We start from the raw sequence: 14369 nt of genomic DNA, 5'->3' as shown, positions 1-14369 counted from the left end.
AACGGCCGCTAACAGGCTCGGCGATCTCAGCACGGCCACAGCCACGGTCGTTACGCTGTAGCGATGCCTCGGCCGCTGGGATGGCTCCGCGCACGCATGGGTGTGCGCGCGGTGTCGGCGCTGTCCGCGGCCGTCGTCGTCGCGCTCGCGCTGGTGGTGGCGGGCGCCGCGCTGGTGCTGCTCGTGCAGCACTCGCTGCGCCAGCAGGTGGAGACGGAAGCGAGACAGCAGGTCGAGCTGATCACGGCTCGGCTCGCCGGGAACTACGAGTCGGATTCCAACGAGAACGCCCGCGAGGCGATCAGGCTGCTCACGAAGGAGTCGGCCGACCTCGCCCAGGTCATCGTCGAGTACGGCGCCGACAAGGGCGACCCGACGAGGACCATCGAGGCCGGCACCGACCCCGTCGGGCGGGACGTCCCCATTTCGGATCTCTGGCCCGATGTCGACACGACCGTTGTGCAGTCGAACGTCCCCGTTCGGACGCTCGATGGCACGGTCCTCAACACCGTGCTGATCGCGAGCGCCACGGAGTCGGGTGACGAGCCCCGGCACGTGGTCCTGCTCTACGCCGCCCCGCTCACCAGGGTCGACGTCGCCACCGGCACCGTGCTCTTCTACCTGCTCTGGGGAATCCCGCTGCTCATCCTGGTCGCGGGAGCCGCCACCTACCTGTTCTCCGGCCGCGCGCTGCGCCCCGTCGAGGCGATGCGCGCGCAAGTTGCGGAGATGACGGAGAAGGACCTCGGGCAGCGTGTGCCGGTGCCGCCCGCGCGCGACGAGGTGGGCCGGCTCGCCGAGACCATGAACGGCATGATCGCCCGCTTGCAGGACGCGCAGGGCGTGCAGCGACGGTTCGTCGCCGACGCGAGCCACGAGCTGCGCAGCCCGCTCGCCACGATCGCAACCGGACTGGAGCTCATGCAGAACGGCACGGTCGACGGCAGCACGGTCACCGCGCTGCGCGGCGAGACCTCCCGGCTGAACAAGCTGGTCGAAGCGCTGATCCTGCTCGCGCGGGCCGACGAGCGCGGGCTGCAGCCCCGGCGCGAAGAGGTCGACCTCGACGAGGTCGCCGAGCTCGAACGCGGCCGACCGGCCGACGGTTCCGTCGTCGCCGAGGTGCGAGCCGTGCCCGTGCGGGTCGTCGGCGACCGCGGGCAGCTGGCCAGGGTCGTGCGCAACCTGGTCGACAACGCCCGCAGGCATGCCCGCTCCCGGGTGCTCGTGACGGTGGGCCGCAGCGGTGACACGGCGGTCCTCGAGGTCTCCGACGACGGGCCCGGCGTGCCGCAGGCCGACCGGGCCCGGGTCTTCGAGCGGTTCGTCCGTCTCGACGACGCCCGCGCCCGTACCGACGGCGGCTCCGGGCTCGGGCTGGCGATCGTCGCCGAGGTCGTGGCCGCGCACGGAGGCACCGTCGAGGTCACCGACGGCCCGGAGGGCGGCGCGCTGTTCCGGGTGCGGCTCCCCGCCGCCGCGGCGCCGGACGCACACCCGGAGGAGGCCACGCCCGTCGAGGCCGCGGCGGAGAGCAGGCCGAACACGGAGGCCGAGGCGAAGCCGGTCCCGGCGCCGCCCCTGACGAAGCGGACCGCCTCCGGAAGCGGCTGGTTCGCGGCGCCCGCTCGGCCCCCCGAGGCGCCCTGGGCGGGCGACGCGGCGTGGACCGGTGAGGCGGTGTGGGGCGACGCGCCCGGGCCGCAGCGGCCCCGCAACCCGCGCCCCGTGGGCGGGCAGCGGCCCGTGCGCGACGACGAGGCGCGGCGCGACCCCATCACGGCTCCGGGCGGCATCCCGGTGGTCGAGCAGGCGGCGCGCGGCCCGATCCCGTCGCCGCGGCCCAGTCAGCCCGGCTCGGCCATGCGGTAGCCGACCCCGCGCAGGGTCTCGATGCTCCTCGTGCCGAACGGCCCGTCGATCTTGCGGCGCAGGTAGCCCACGTACACCTCGACGACGTTGACCTCGCCCTCGTAGTGGGCGTCCCAGACGGCCCGCAGGATGTCGGTCTTGGTGACGACCTCGCCCGCGTGCCGCATCAGGTGCTCCAGCACGCCGAACTCGCGCGGCGTGAGCGTGATCTCGACCTCGCCGCGGTGCACCCGGTGCCGGGCCGGGTCGAGCGTCAGGTCTCCGACGGTCAGCACCGTTGGCCGGGCCTCGCCCGCCCGCCGCAGCAGCGCCCGCAGCCGGGCGAGGAGCACGACGAACGAGAAGGGCTTGACCAGGTAGTCGTCCGCGCCCAGGTCGAACGCGTCGGCCTCGTCGTACTCGCCGTCCTTCGCGGTGAGCATGAGCACCGGCGTCCAGATCTCGGCGGCGCGCAGCCGCTGCAGGATCCGGTACCCGGACAGGCCGGGGAGCATGATGTCGAGCACCACGACGTCGTGCTGGCCGGTGCTCGCTGCCGCGAGCCCCGATATCCCGTCGTGCACGACCTCCACCGAGTGCCCCTCGGCGGCGAGCCCGCGCCGCACCATCTCCGCGAGCGGCACCTCGTCCTCGACCAGCAGTACACGCACACCTAGACGTTATCGGCCCGGCTGCTACGAGGTCGCGCCGGTGAGCTCGGCGCCGCGGGTCTCCGGCAGTAGCAGTGCGCATAACGCCATCACGAGGTAGGCGAGCCCGGCGAACACGGCGATGGCGACCCCGATCGAGAGCGCATCGGCCAGCAGGCCGACGAACAGGGGGAAGAGCGCGCCGAGCCCGCGGCCGAAGTTGTAGCAGAAGCCCTGACCGGATCCGCGCAGCTCGGTGGGGTACTGCTCCGTGAGCAGCGCGCCCAGCCCGCTGAAATACGCCGACGCCACGAAGCCGAGCGGCAGCGCGAGGACCGTGAATACCGCGGTGGGCAGGTTGAAGAGCGTCATCGGCAGGACGATCACGAACGCCGCCACTGCGCACACGATGATCGCGGGCCTGCGGCCCAGCCGGTCGGTGAGCCATGCACCGAAGAGATACCCGGTGAGCGCCCCGACGATCACCAGCAGCAGCGTGCCGCCGATGCCCAGTACGTCGAGGCCGCGCGCGCTGCGCAGGAACTGCGGGAGGAACGTGGTCAGGGCGTAGTAGCCGCCCTGGGCGCCGGTGCACAGCAGTCCGCACACCACCGTGGTGCGCAGGAGGCCGGGGCGGAAGATCCCGAGGAAGGACGGGCGGTCGGCGCTCCGGTCGGTGTGCCGGACGAACACGTCGGGCTCCGGAACGTGGCGGCGGATCCAGAACACGCCCAGCGCGGGCAGCACGCCGAGCGCGAACAGCACCCGCCACGCCGTCTCGGGCGGGAGCAGCGACTGGGTCAGCACGAACAGCCCGACCGCAATGCCCCATCCGACGGCCCAGCCGCTCTGCACGGTGCCGACCGCGCGTCCGCGGAACTGCGCCCGGACGGTCTCGCCCATGAGGATCGCCCCGACCGCCCATTCGCCGCCGAAGCCGAACCCCATGAGCCCGCGGAACACGAGCAGCTGCGTGAAGTCCTGGGCGAACGCGCACAGCAGCGTGAACACGGAGAACCACGCCACGGTGACCTGCAGCAAGAGCGCCCGGCCGAACCGGTCGGACAGCACGCCCGCCGCCCAGCCACCGACGGCGGAGCACAGGAGGGTGACGGTGCCGATCAGCCCCGCCTGCGCGTTCGACACCAGCAGCCCGACGGAGATCAGCGTCGGGATCAGGAGGCTGTAGATCTGGACGTCCATCGCGTCGGTCGCCCAGCCGCCGAAGCAGGCCCAGAACGTCCGTCGCTCGCGCGGTGACATCGACCCGTACCAACGGCCATCGGTGGCGGTCATCCGCCAGGCGTACCACGCCCTATGATCATCATGACTAACCCGATCGGGTGAACGAGAGGTTAACGGTGGGCTGGGACGAGATCCGCGATCTGCACGTCGAGTTCCTCGCTGAGCAGGGCTTCCGGCCCAAGGTGGACGGCGAGGGCGACATCCACTTCCGGTACGAGGGCCGCAACCACTTCATCATGGAGACGCAGGACGAGCACTACTTCCACCTGCTGTTCCCGAGCTTCTTCCCGCTCTCGAACGAGGCGGAGGTCGAGGAGGCCGCGCTCGCGGCATCCGCGGCGTCGCGGGCCACGAAGGTCGCGAAGGTGTACCTCAACCCGGCGCAGGACAACGTGAGCGCGTCTGTCGAGCTGCTCGTGACGAACCCGGCCGACGTCCACGCCCACCTCCTGCGGTGCCTGGGCATCCTCGGTACGGCGACGGGCAAGTTCCTCGAGGAGATGAGCGCACGCCTGGCCGCGGCGGTGCCGGCGGACAGCGCCTCCTAGCACTCCGGCAGGTCGAGTAGCGCCGGCCCGCTGGGGCGCCGGCCCTACTCGACACCGCTCAGGCCTCTGGGTCCAGCAGGCGCCGGACGGACTTGTCGACGAGGACGGGCAGGTAGTCGCGGACCGTCGCCGAGTCGAGCTGAGTGCGCTGCTCCGCGATGAGCCGCAGCACCCGGTCCGCGGCGGCGCCGCCGTTCGGGGCGAAGTCGCGCAGCAGTCGCGCGGTGACGTCCTCCCACTGCTTCGCCATGCGCTCCGCCGACGCCTTGGCGAGGAAGTCCTCCTCCTCCGGCGGCGGCGCCGTCACGGGAGCGGCGACCGCGGAACGCGCGGGCGCTTCCCCTGCACTCGGCATCGCGAGCTGGGCGACGCGGGCCATCAGGCTCGGCGCGCCCGGGAGGGTCCCCTGTCGCGACTCAGGGTCGACCCGCGGGGAGTTGTCCACGAGCGGGTCGGACTTCAGGTTCCGGTCGATCTTCCGGTGGACGTGCTTGAGGTTCTCGTCGGTCCGGCGCGGGATGGGCTGCGCCCACCGGGACGAGGAGTTCGATCGCTCGGGAGCGGATCCGGTCGACGGGGTCACGGGCGGGATCCTCCGGTCGGTGTCAGGCCGATGATCAACCGACCGGAGGCTATCGCCTCCTCGGAGTGGGCGTGCTGGCGCCGGTGGTTAATGACCGTTAACATCGCGATGGCTCCGACCCTAGGAGGTCCGATGGCCGTCGCCACGTCCGGCACGACGTCCCGTGGTGCCGCGTCCCACCACGAGCTGGTGGCCGACCTGAAGGCCCGGCTCGCCGCGGCCGCGCTCGGCGGATCGGAGCGTGCGCGGGCCCGGCACGTCGAGCGAGGGAAGCTGCTGCCACGCGATCGCGTCGACGCGCTCGTGGACCCGTCGAGCCCGTTCCTCGAGCTCTCGCCGCTCGCCGCGGGCGGCATGTACGGCGACGACGCGCCAGGTGCGGGCATGATCACCGGCGTCGGGCGCGTGGCGGGGCGCGAGGTCGTGGTCGTCGCGAACGACGCAACCGTCAAGGGCGGCACCTACTACCCGATGACCGTCAAGAAGCACCTGCGTGCGCAGGAGGTGGCCCTGCACAACCGGCTGCCGTGCATCTACCTGGTGGACTCCGGCGGCGCGTACCTCCCGGAGCAGGACTCGGTGTTCCCGGACCGGGAGCACTTCGGCCGGATCTTCTACAACCAGGCGCAGATGTCCGCGCGCGGCATCCCGCAGGTCGCGGCGGTGCTCGGCTCGTGCACCGCCGGTGGGGCGTACGTGCCGGCGATGAGCGACGAGGCCGTGATCGTGCGCAACCAGGGCACGATCTTCCTCGGCGGTCCGCCGCTGGTGAAGGCCGCCACCGGCGAGGTCGTCACGGCCGAGGAGCTGGGCGGGGGCGACCTGCACGCGCGGGTCTCCGGGGTCACCGACCACCTCGCCGAGGACGACGCGCACGCACTGCGGATCGTTCGCTCGATCGTCGGCACGCTCGGATCCCGCGCGCCCCGGCCGTGGGACGTCGCGCCGACGGAGGAGCCGCTCGCCGACCCGGACGAGCTGTACGACGTCGTGCCCACCGACTCACGCACGCCCTACGACGTGCGCGAGGTGATCGCCCGGACCGTCGACGGCTCGCGGTTGCACGAGTTCAAGGCCGAGTTCGGCACCACGCTCGTCACGGGCTTCGCGCGCATCCACGGGCACCCGGTCGGGATCGTCGCGAACAACGGGATCCTGTTCTCCGAGTCGGCCCAGAAGGGCGCGCACTTCATCGAGCTGTGCGACCAGCGGGGTGTGCCGCTGGTGTTCCTGCAGAACATCTCCGGCTTCATGGTCGGGCGCGAGTACGAGGCGGGCGGGATCGCCAAGCACGGCGCGAAGATGGTCACCGCGGTGGCCACCACGAGGGTGCCGAAGTTCACGATGATCATCGGCGGCTCGTTCGGCGCGGGGAACTACTCGATGTGCGGGCGCGCGTACTCGCCCCGGTTCCTGTTCATGTGGCCGAACGCGCGGATCTCCGTGATGGGTGGCGAGCAGGCGGCCACCGTGCTCGCGACGGTCGGTTCCGGGGTGGACCCCGACGCCGTCCGCGCCCAGTACGAGCAGCAGGGCAACCCGTACTACTCCACGGCCCGGCTGTGGGACGACGGCGTGATCGACCCGAAGGACACGAGGACGGTGCTGGGCCTCGCTCTCTCAGCGGCGGCAAATGCCCCATTGGAAGCGCGGGGCTTCGGCGTCTTCCGCATGTGAGCCCTTCCGACTTGGAGGTGTGCGTGTTCGACTCCGTGCTCGTCGCCAATCGCGGTGAGATCGCCGTTCGCGTGCTGCGCACGCTGCGGCGCCTCGGGATCCGGTCCGTCGCCGTTCACTCCGACTCCGACTCGGGGGCGCCGCACGTCCGGATGGCCGACGCCGCTGTGCGGATCGGGCCCGCTCCGGCCGCCCAGAGCTACCTGTCGATACCGGCCGTGCTGGATGCCGCCGCGGCGACCGGGGCGCAGGCGATCCACCCGGGATACGGGTTCCTCTCCGAGAACACGGCGTTCGCCGCGGCCTGCGCGGATGCCGGGATCGTTTTCGTCGGGCCACCCGCGTCGGCGATCGAGGCCATGGGCGACAAGATCGCAGCAAAGGCAACGGTGGCCAAGGCGGGGGTGCCGGTCGTCCCCGGTTCCGACGGGGCGGGGCTCACCGACGACGAGCTCGCGGCCGCCGTCGAGGAGATCGGCTACCCGGTGCTGCTCAAGCCCAGCGCGGGCGGCGGCGGCAAGGGCATGCGCGAGGTGCACAGGGCCGATGACCTGCGCGATGCGATCGTGTCGGCCCGACGGGAAGCGCGCGGTTCGTTCGGCGACGACACCCTGCTCGTCGAGCGGCTGGTCGCGACGCCACGGCACATCGAGATCCAGGTGCTCGCCGACGTGCACGGCGACGCGGTGCACCTGGGCGAGCGCGAGTGCAGCCTGCAGCGGCGGCACCAGAAGATCGTCGAGGAGGCGCCGTCGGCGCTGCTCACGGACGAGCAGCGGGAGGCGATGGGAGCCGCGGCGGTCGAGGCGGCGCGCGCGGTGGGCTATACCGGCGCCGGCACGGTGGAGTTCATCGTCGGCGCGGACGACCCGGGCCGCTTCTACTTCATGGAGATGAACACCCGGCTGCAGGTGGAGCACCCGGTCACCGAGGAGGTCTACGGGATCGACCTCGTCGAGGCGCAGCTGCGGATCGCGGCCGGGGAGTCGGCTCCGTGGCCCGCCCGCACTCGGCCGTTCGGGCATGCGGTCGAGGCACGGATCTACGCGGAGGACCCCGCAGCCGGGTTCCTGCCCACCGGCGGGCCGGTCCTCGCGCTGCGCGAACCTGCCGGTGCGGGGATCCGCGTCGACTCCGGGATCACGACGGGCAGCGTGGTCGGCAGCGACTACGACCCGATGCTCGCCAAGGTGATCGCGCACGGCGCCGACCGCGCGGAGGCGCTGCGCAGGCTCGACGGCGCGTTGCGCGACACCGTGCTCCTCGGCCTGGACACCAACATCGGGTTCCTGCGCGCTTTGCTCGCCGATCCGGACGTGCGGGCAGGCCGCCTCGACACCGGTCTCGTCGGGCGCAGGCTCGCAGGCTGGACGGCCGCCGACCTGCCGGCCGACGTGCTCGCCGCTGCCGCCGCGCACGCACTGTTGGAGCTGGAGCCCGATGGGCCGGTGGTGGACCCGTTCGACGTGCCAGGCGGCTGGCGGGTCGGCGAGCCTGCCTGGACGACGTGGCGGATGTCGGTCTCGGGGCACGACCCCGTCGCCGTGCGCATCCGGGGCCGGGCCGCGGCGGCCGAGGTGGCGATCGGGGACGCCGAGCCGGTGCCGTGCTCCGCGTGGCGCGACGGCGACGCACTGGTCGTCACCCTCGACGGGCTCACGCGGCGCTATGCACGCGCACTCGACGGCGACACCCTGTGGCTCGGCCGGGACGGGCGGGCGTGGGGCATCCGTGAGCAGGCGCCCCTCGACGCGGCAGCGAGTGCCGCGGCCGGGGCGGGCGGCCCGGTGCTCTCGCCGATGCCCGGCACGATCACCGCCGTCGAGGTCGCGGACGGGCAGCCGGTCGACGCGGGCACGCGCCTGGTCGTCGTGGAGGCGATGAAGATGGAACACGTGCTCACCGCCCCCGTCGCGGGCGTGGTCCGCGAACTGCGCGCCCGGCCGGGCGACACCGTCGCGAAGGACGCCGTCCTACTGGTCGTGGACCCGGAGGTGGACTGATGGACCTCACCCTGAGCGAGGAGCACGAGGCGCTGCGCGCAGTCGTCGAGGACTTCGCCCGCAAGGAGGTCGCCCCAGTCATCGGCGAGCTCTACGAGCGCGGCGAGTTCCCGTACCAGCTGGTGGCGCGGATGGGCGCGATGGGCCTGTTCGGGCTGCCGATCGACGAGGGGTACGGCGGGATGGGCGGCGACTACTTCGCGCTCTGCCTCGCCCTCGAGGAGCTCGCGCGCGTCGACTCGTCCGTGGCGATCACCCTGGAAGCCGGCGTCTCGTTGGGCGCCATGCCGCTCTACCGCTTCGGCACCGAGGAGCAGAAGCGGCGATGGCTGCCCGCGCTCGCGGCGGGGGAGAGGCTCGGCGCGTTCGGGCTCACCGAACCCGGGGGAGGCTCCGACGCCGGCGCCACCCGCACCACCGCCCGGCTCGACGGCGACGAGTGGGTGATCAACGGATCCAAGGCGTTCATCACCAACGCGGGCACCGACATCACCTCGATCGTCACTGTCACCGCGATCACGGGGCTCGGGCAGGACGGGCGCAAGGAGATCTCCTCGATCGTCGTGCCGGCCGGGACGCCCGGGTTCCGGGTCTCGAAGAAGTACTCGAAGGTCGGCTGGTCCGCATCGGACACGCGCGAGCTGTTCTTCGACGACTGCCGGGTGCCGGCCGAGAACCTGCTCGGCGAGCGGGGCCGCGGCTACGCGCAGTTCCTGTCGATCCTCGACGAGGGCCGCGTCGCGATCGCGGCGCTGTCGGTCGGACTCGCGCAGGGCTGCGTTGACGAGTCGGTGCGCTACGCCCGCGAGCGCGAGGCGTTCGGCAACCCGATCGGGAGCTACCAGGCGATCCAGTTCAAGATCGCCGACATGGAGGCGCGGGCGCACACCGCCCGCCTGGCCTACTACGCCGCCGCGGCGAAGATGCTGCGCGGCGAGCCGTTCAAGAAGGAGGCCGCGATCGCGAAGCTGGTGGCGTCGAACGCGGCGATGGACAACGCCCGCGACGCCACCCAGGTCTTCGGCGGCTACGGCTTCATGAACGAGTACCCGGTCGGCCGCTTCTACCGCGACGCCAAGATCCTGGAGATCGGCGAGGGCACGAGCGAGGTCCAGCGCATGCTCATCGCCCGCCACCTCGGCCTCTAGCCGACCCCGGGAGCGATCACGGGGCGCCGGACGCGAGGATGGTGGGGTGAACGCCCTGTTCGCCCGGATAGTCGTACTCGTCAGCGGTGCGGCGATTCTGGTCGTGGAGACGCTGGCGACGCGGCTGGTGGCGCCGTACGTGGGGCTGACGCTCGAGTCGACGTCGGCCGTGATCGGCGTGGCGCTGGCGGGCATCGCCGCCGGAGCGTCGCTGGGCGGGCGCTGGGCCGACGTGCTGCCGCCGCGCCGGGTGGCGGCGGGCGCGCTCGCGGTCGGCGGGCTCGGGGTGCTCGCGGTGCGACCCATGGTCCGCGTGCTCGGCCCGGCGCTCGGGCCCGGACCGTTGGCCGCGATCGTGCTGGTGGCGGCCTCCACGCTGGTGTCGGTCACCGCTCTCGCGATGGTGACGCCCTCGGTCACGCGCGCCCGCCTCGCGCACGTCGAAGGCTCCGGTGCCGTGATCGGCGGGCTGTCCGCGGCGGGGACCGTCGGGTCGCTCGCCGGGGTGTTCCTCACCGGGTTCGTGCTCGTCACCTTGCTGCCGATGGGAATGATCCTGCTGGTCACGGCCGTCGCGTGCCTCGTTCTTGCCGCGGTCACGGCCGCGGTGCCCACGCGCAGGTCGGTCACCGGCACGGCCGTGGCGGCCGCCGTACTGGCCACGGCGTTGGTGGCGGTGCCCGGCCGGTGCGACGTCGACACCGTCTACTACTGCGCGAGCGTGCGCACCGATCCCGCCGACCCCGACGTCCGCGTGCTCGTGCTCGACGACCTGGACCATTCCGCCGTGGACATGGCCGACGCCGCGAACCTGCGGTTCGCCTACACCCGCCGCTTCGCCGACGCCATCGACACGGCGTTCCCGGCGGGCGTCCCTCTGGACGCGGTGCACATCGGCGGGGGCGGCTTCACGATGCCGCGCTGGCTCGCTGCCACCCGCCCCGGCTCGGCCTCCACCGTGCTCGAGGTCGACGAGGGGGTCGTCGACCTGGGCCGCAGGGAGCTCGGCGTGGACGGGATCCCCGGCGTCGACGTCCGCATCGGGGACGCGCGCAGCCTGCTCGCCGCAGTGCCGGACGCCTCGGCGGACGTCGTGGTCGGCGACGCGTTCGGGGCCCGCTCGGTGCCGTGGCACCTGGCCACGGCCGAGTTCGTCGCCGACGTCCACCGCGTGCTGCGCCACGACGGCGTCTACGTGCTCAACGTGATCGACCACGATCCCTGGCAGCTCCTCGCCGCCGAGGTGGCCACGCTGTCCCACAAGTTCCCGCACGTCGCGGTACTGGTGCGACCCGAGCAGCTCGCGCGCGGCGGTGGGGGGAACGCCGTCATCGTGGCCTCCGACCTCCCGATCGACGTCGCGGCGCTGGCCGAGCGGGCCGCGGTGCGTGGCGAACCGGGGTCGGTGCTCGACGGCTCCGCCGCACTGCGGCTCGCCGGGGACGCGCCCGTGCTCACGGACGACTGGGCACCGGTCGACCAGCTGATCAGCTAGGCACGATTAGCGGTACGGTCCGGGAAGGAGGTGGCGGCGTGGCTGAGTGGGACGACCTCGTGGCGTTCGTACGGGTGCGCTACGAGATCATGCGGCAGCAGGCCGACGGCGAGCTGTGGTTCCGGTTGCCCACGAAGGCCGACCGCACGCAGCTCGTCGCGGTGCGTCCGGTCACGGGCGAGGACGACCATCCGTGGGCGCAGATCACCTCCCCGGTCGGGCACGTGGCCGACCTCGACCTCCCCCGGATGCTCGAGCTCGCGGGCGAGTCGGTCGCGGGCGGCGCCGTCGCCGTGGAGGGTCTGGTGCTCTTCCGCCACTCCATCCCGCTCGGTGACACCGCGCTCGACGGCTTCGACCGCTCGTTCCGGCTCGTGGTGGATGTCGCCGACCGGCTGGAGCACGAGCTCACCGGCGCCGACGAGCACTAGCGAACTCCGGTGGTCGAAGTACGGCCGCCGGACCACCGGTTGTGCTTTAGCTGGCGCGCCTGCGCAGCGCGCCGCCGCCCAGCAGGCCAGGGCGGTCGGTCACCGACTGCAGCTCGGTCAGCGTCGGGTGGCCGGCGGCCAGCAGGGCGGTGTCGGTGTCCGGCTCGAGCTCGCCGGCCAGCTCGGCCTCGTGGGTGTGCAGCTGGTCGACGTCGTCGTCGTCGCCGCTGACGTGGTCGACCCGTACCCGGACCGAACCGAATTGCGCGAGCCGTGCCTCGCGCAGCTCCAGGAGATCGCCCACGGGCACGTCCGGCACGTTGAGCGAGAGCACAGCGCCGTCCGGAGCCGCGAGCAGCACGTCGAGCACGTCGGGCAGGAGCTTCAGCGCGGACTCCCAGTGCGGCTGCTCCGGTTCGATCAACGGCGTACCGAGGGAGACGGCAAGGCCTCGCCACCCGTGCAACGAAGCAGCGAGCGCCGCTCCGACTGTGCCGGAGTGCAGCACCGAATGCCCGAGGTTGGCGCCGATGTTGATGCCGGAGAGCACGACGTCCGGCTCCGGGTCCAGCCAGCCGCGTCCCGCGGAGTGGACGATGAACGCGGGGTGGCCCTCGACGGCGAACGCCGGGATGCCCGGCAGCCCGGGCAGTTCGCGGCTGTGCACCCGGACGCGCCTGCCGTCGCGGACCGCGAGCACCGAACCACCCACGCCGCTCGCGTCGACGTGTGGTGCGGCCACCACCACGTCGAAGCCGGCGTCCCGGGCTCCGGTGGCGAGGGCCAGCAGGCCAGGTGAGTCGATGCCGTCGTCGTTGGTGATCAGGGCGCGGAGACGTCGGGATGAGGCCACGGCTCCACCGTAGGCGAGACAGGTGGCCGCCGGACGGCCGCGCGATGACACTCACGCGTCCTGGGAGCGCGTTCAGGACCCTCGTCGGCCGTGGTCGTGCTCACGAGCAGCCTGTCGACGACCGCGGGCTGTGGCAGGGTGACCGGCAGGATCGCGGACGATCGGAGCGGAGCAATGCGCGTCTTCAACGGGGTCGACGAGCTACGTGCGGCGGTGGGTTCCCAGCTCGGCGTGAGCGACTGGGTCACGGTGGACCAGCCCCAGATCGACACGTTCGCCGACGCCACGCTCGACCACCAATGGATCCACGTCGACGAGGAGCGCGCGAAGGCGGGCCCGTTCGGCGGCACCATCGCCCACGGGTTCCTCACGCTGTCGCTGCTGCCGCACCTCGTGGGGCAGACCTACCGCGTGGACGGCACGAAGATGGGCGTCAACTACGGCTTGAACCGGGTGCGGTTCACCGCGCCTTTACCGGTCGGCAGCAAGGTGCGCGCCAACATCGAGCTCGTGGACGTCGCCGACGTGTCGGGTGGCGTCCAGATGACCACGAAGGTGACGGTCGAGATCGAGGGATCCGAGCGTCCCGCGCTCGTCGCCGAGTGGCTGACGCGCCAGTACGTCTGATTCGACAGGAGGCTTCTCGATGCGTGACGCGGTGATCTGCGAGCCGCTGCGGACCCCGGTGGGCGGATTCGGCGGTGCGCTGCGCGACGTGCCTGCGCACGAGCTCGCCGCCACGGTGATCCGCGCCCTGATGGAGCGGACGGGGCTGCCCCCCGACTCCGTGGACGACGTGGTGCTCGGTCACTGCTACCCGACCATGGACGCGCCCGCGATCGGCCGCGTTGCCGCGCTGGACGCCGGGCTGCCCGTCACGGTCCCCGGCATGCAGATCGACCGGCGCTGCGGATCGGGCCTGCAGGCGGTGCTGTACGCGGCGATGCAGGTGCAGTCCGGGGTGGCGGAGGTCGTCCTCGCGGGCGGCGCCGAGTCGATGTCGAACGCGCCGTTCTACTCCACCGGGATGCGCTGGGGCGTCAAGGGCGGGCCGGGCGTCATGCTGCACGACGCACTCGCGAGGGGCCGCGTCACCGCGGGCGGGATCAACTTCCCGGTGCCGGGCGGGATGCTGGAGACGGCCGAGAACCTGCGCCGGGAGTACGCGATCCCGCGCGAGGAGCAGGACGAGTTCGCCGTCCGCTCCCACCGGCGCGCCGCCGCGGCCCGCGACGAGGGCCGGTTCGCCGACGAGATCGTCCCCGTCACCGTGAAGGGGCGGAAGGGCGACACGGTCGTCGAGACCGACGAGCACATCCGGCCCGACTCCACCGTCGAGAAGCTCGCCGGGCTGCGTCCCGTGCTGGGCCGCGACGACCCGGAGGCCACGGTCACGGCGGGCAACGCGAGCGGCCAGAACGACGGCGCGGCCATCTGCGTCGTCACCCATCCGGCGAAGGCGGCGGAACTCGGGCTGCGGCCGCTGGTCAGGCTCGTCTCGTGGGGCGTCGGCGGGGTGCCGCCCGCCACGATGGGCATCGGCCCGGTGCCGGCCGTGGCGAAGGCGCTCGACGCCGCCCGGCTGACGCTCGCCGACATCGACCTGATCGAGCTCAACGAGGCGTTCGCGGCGCAGGTGCTCGCCTGCACGCGCGAGTGGAAGCTCGAGCCGGAGGACTTCGAGCGGATCAACGTCAACGGCTCCGGCATCTCGCTCGGTCACCCTGTCGGTGCCACGGGCGGCCGGATCCTCGCGACGCTCACGCGGGAGATGCAGCGCCGCGACGCCCGGTACGGACTCGAGACGATGTGCATCGGCGGTGGGCAGGGACTCGCGGCGGTCGTCGAACGGGTGAGCCCTTGATCCCCCTGATCGTGATGTGAA

General features: G+C 72.5%; 13 protein-coding genes. 9 read left to right on the top strand and 4 right to left on the bottom strand.

Features of this window, described 5'->3' with window-relative positions; genetic code table 11:
• The first annotated feature begins 63 nt into the window (after positions 1 to 63).
• The gene (locus K1T35_RS45815) at positions 64 to 1872 is read left to right on the top strand and encodes a cell wall metabolism sensor histidine kinase WalK (RefSeq protein ID WP_220257883.1); all 1809 of its coding nucleotides are present in this window, start codon (positions 64 to 66) and stop codon (positions 1870 to 1872) included.
• On the opposite strand, the gene K1T35_RS45810 is transcribed toward K1T35_RS45815, so the two are convergent.
• On the bottom strand, positions 1848 to 2522 hold the full coding sequence (locus K1T35_RS45810; RefSeq protein ID WP_220257882.1) for a response regulator transcription factor: 675 nt from the start codon (positions 2520 to 2522) through the stop codon (positions 1848 to 1850). The genes K1T35_RS45815 and K1T35_RS45810 overlap by 25 nt on opposite strands.
• A 24-nt stretch (positions 2523 to 2546) precedes the next feature.
• Complete coding sequence (locus tag K1T35_RS45805) at positions 2547 to 3797, bottom strand: MFS transporter (protein ID WP_220257881.1); 1251 nt, start codon at positions 3795 to 3797, stop codon at positions 2547 to 2549.
• Positions 3798 to 3844: 47 nt separating this feature from the next.
• On the opposite strand from K1T35_RS45805, the gene K1T35_RS45800 reads away from it, so the two are divergent.
• Positions 3845 to 4294: a hypothetical protein gene (locus tag K1T35_RS45800; protein ID WP_220257880.1), complete on the top strand. Its 450-nt coding sequence runs from the start codon at positions 3845 to 3847 to the stop codon at positions 4292 to 4294.
• 58 nt (positions 4295 to 4352) lie between these two features.
• Here the strand turns inward: K1T35_RS45800 and K1T35_RS45795 are convergent, their stop codons facing one another.
• Positions 4353 to 4877 (bottom strand): three-helix bundle dimerization domain-containing protein, encoded by a 525-nt coding sequence (locus K1T35_RS45795; protein ID WP_220257879.1) that lies wholly within the window; start codon positions 4875 to 4877, stop codon positions 4353 to 4355.
• 132 nt (positions 4878 to 5009) lie between these two features.
• Here K1T35_RS45795 and K1T35_RS45790 point away from each other — a divergent pair, with 132 nt between their 5' ends.
• From K1T35_RS45790 to K1T35_RS45770, 5 genes are read left to right on the top strand one after another with little or no spacing between them, the layout of a single operon-like run.
• Positions 5010 to 6554 carry a carboxyl transferase domain-containing protein gene (locus tag K1T35_RS45790; RefSeq protein WP_220257878.1) on the top strand — a complete coding sequence of 515 codons (1545 nt, stop codon included), beginning with the start codon at positions 5010 to 5012 and terminating at the stop codon, positions 6552 to 6554.
• A gap of 23 nt (positions 6555 to 6577) precedes the next feature.
• A complete protein-coding gene (locus tag K1T35_RS45785) occupies positions 6578 to 8557 on the top strand; it encodes a biotin carboxylase N-terminal domain-containing protein (protein ID WP_220257877.1) in 1980 nt (659 codons plus the stop codon).
• Positions 8557 to 9705: an acyl-CoA dehydrogenase family protein gene (locus K1T35_RS45780; protein ID WP_220257876.1), complete on the top strand. Its 1149-nt coding sequence runs from the start codon at positions 8557 to 8559 to the stop codon at positions 9703 to 9705. Before K1T35_RS45785 ends, K1T35_RS45780 begins: the two co-directional genes overlap by 1 nt.
• A gap of 46 nt (positions 9706 to 9751) precedes the next feature.
• Positions 9752 to 11200: a fused MFS/spermidine synthase gene (locus tag K1T35_RS45775; RefSeq protein WP_220257875.1), complete on the top strand. Its 1449-nt coding sequence runs from the start codon at positions 9752 to 9754 to the stop codon at positions 11198 to 11200.
• Between the two features lie 38 nt (positions 11201 to 11238).
• Positions 11239 to 11631, top strand: a complete 393-nt coding sequence (locus tag K1T35_RS45770) for a hypothetical protein (RefSeq protein ID WP_220257874.1) — start codon at positions 11239 to 11241, stop codon at positions 11629 to 11631.
• 46 nt (positions 11632 to 11677) lie between these two features.
• Here K1T35_RS45770 and surE read toward each other — a convergent pair whose 3' ends face one another.
• Complete coding sequence (gene surE / locus K1T35_RS45765) at positions 11678 to 12484, bottom strand: 5'/3'-nucleotidase SurE (RefSeq protein WP_220257873.1); 807 nt, start codon at positions 12482 to 12484, stop codon at positions 11678 to 11680.
• A 174-nt stretch (positions 12485 to 12658) separates the two neighbouring features.
• Here surE and K1T35_RS45760 point away from each other — a divergent pair, with 174 nt between their 5' ends.
• Both K1T35_RS45760 and K1T35_RS45755 read left to right on the top strand, forming a co-directional pair.
• A complete protein-coding gene (locus tag K1T35_RS45760) occupies positions 12659 to 13111 on the top strand; it encodes a MaoC family dehydratase (protein ID WP_220263276.1) in 453 nt (150 codons plus the stop codon).
• Between the two features lie 19 nt (positions 13112 to 13130).
• Positions 13131 to 14348, top strand: coding sequence for an acetyl-CoA C-acetyltransferase (locus K1T35_RS45755; protein ID WP_220257872.1), 1218 nt, complete (start codon positions 13131 to 13133; stop codon positions 14346 to 14348).
• The last annotated feature ends 21 nt before the right edge of the window (positions 14349 to 14369 follow it).

Origin of the sequence: Pseudonocardia sp. DSM 110487 (assembly GCF_019468565.1) — a bacterium.
Classification (GTDB): domain Bacteria; phylum Actinomycetota; class Actinomycetes; order Mycobacteriales; family Pseudonocardiaceae; genus Pseudonocardia.
The sequence above is the reverse complement of the archived record's forward strand: the minus strand, read 5'-3'. Positions and strand labels throughout refer to the sequence as shown.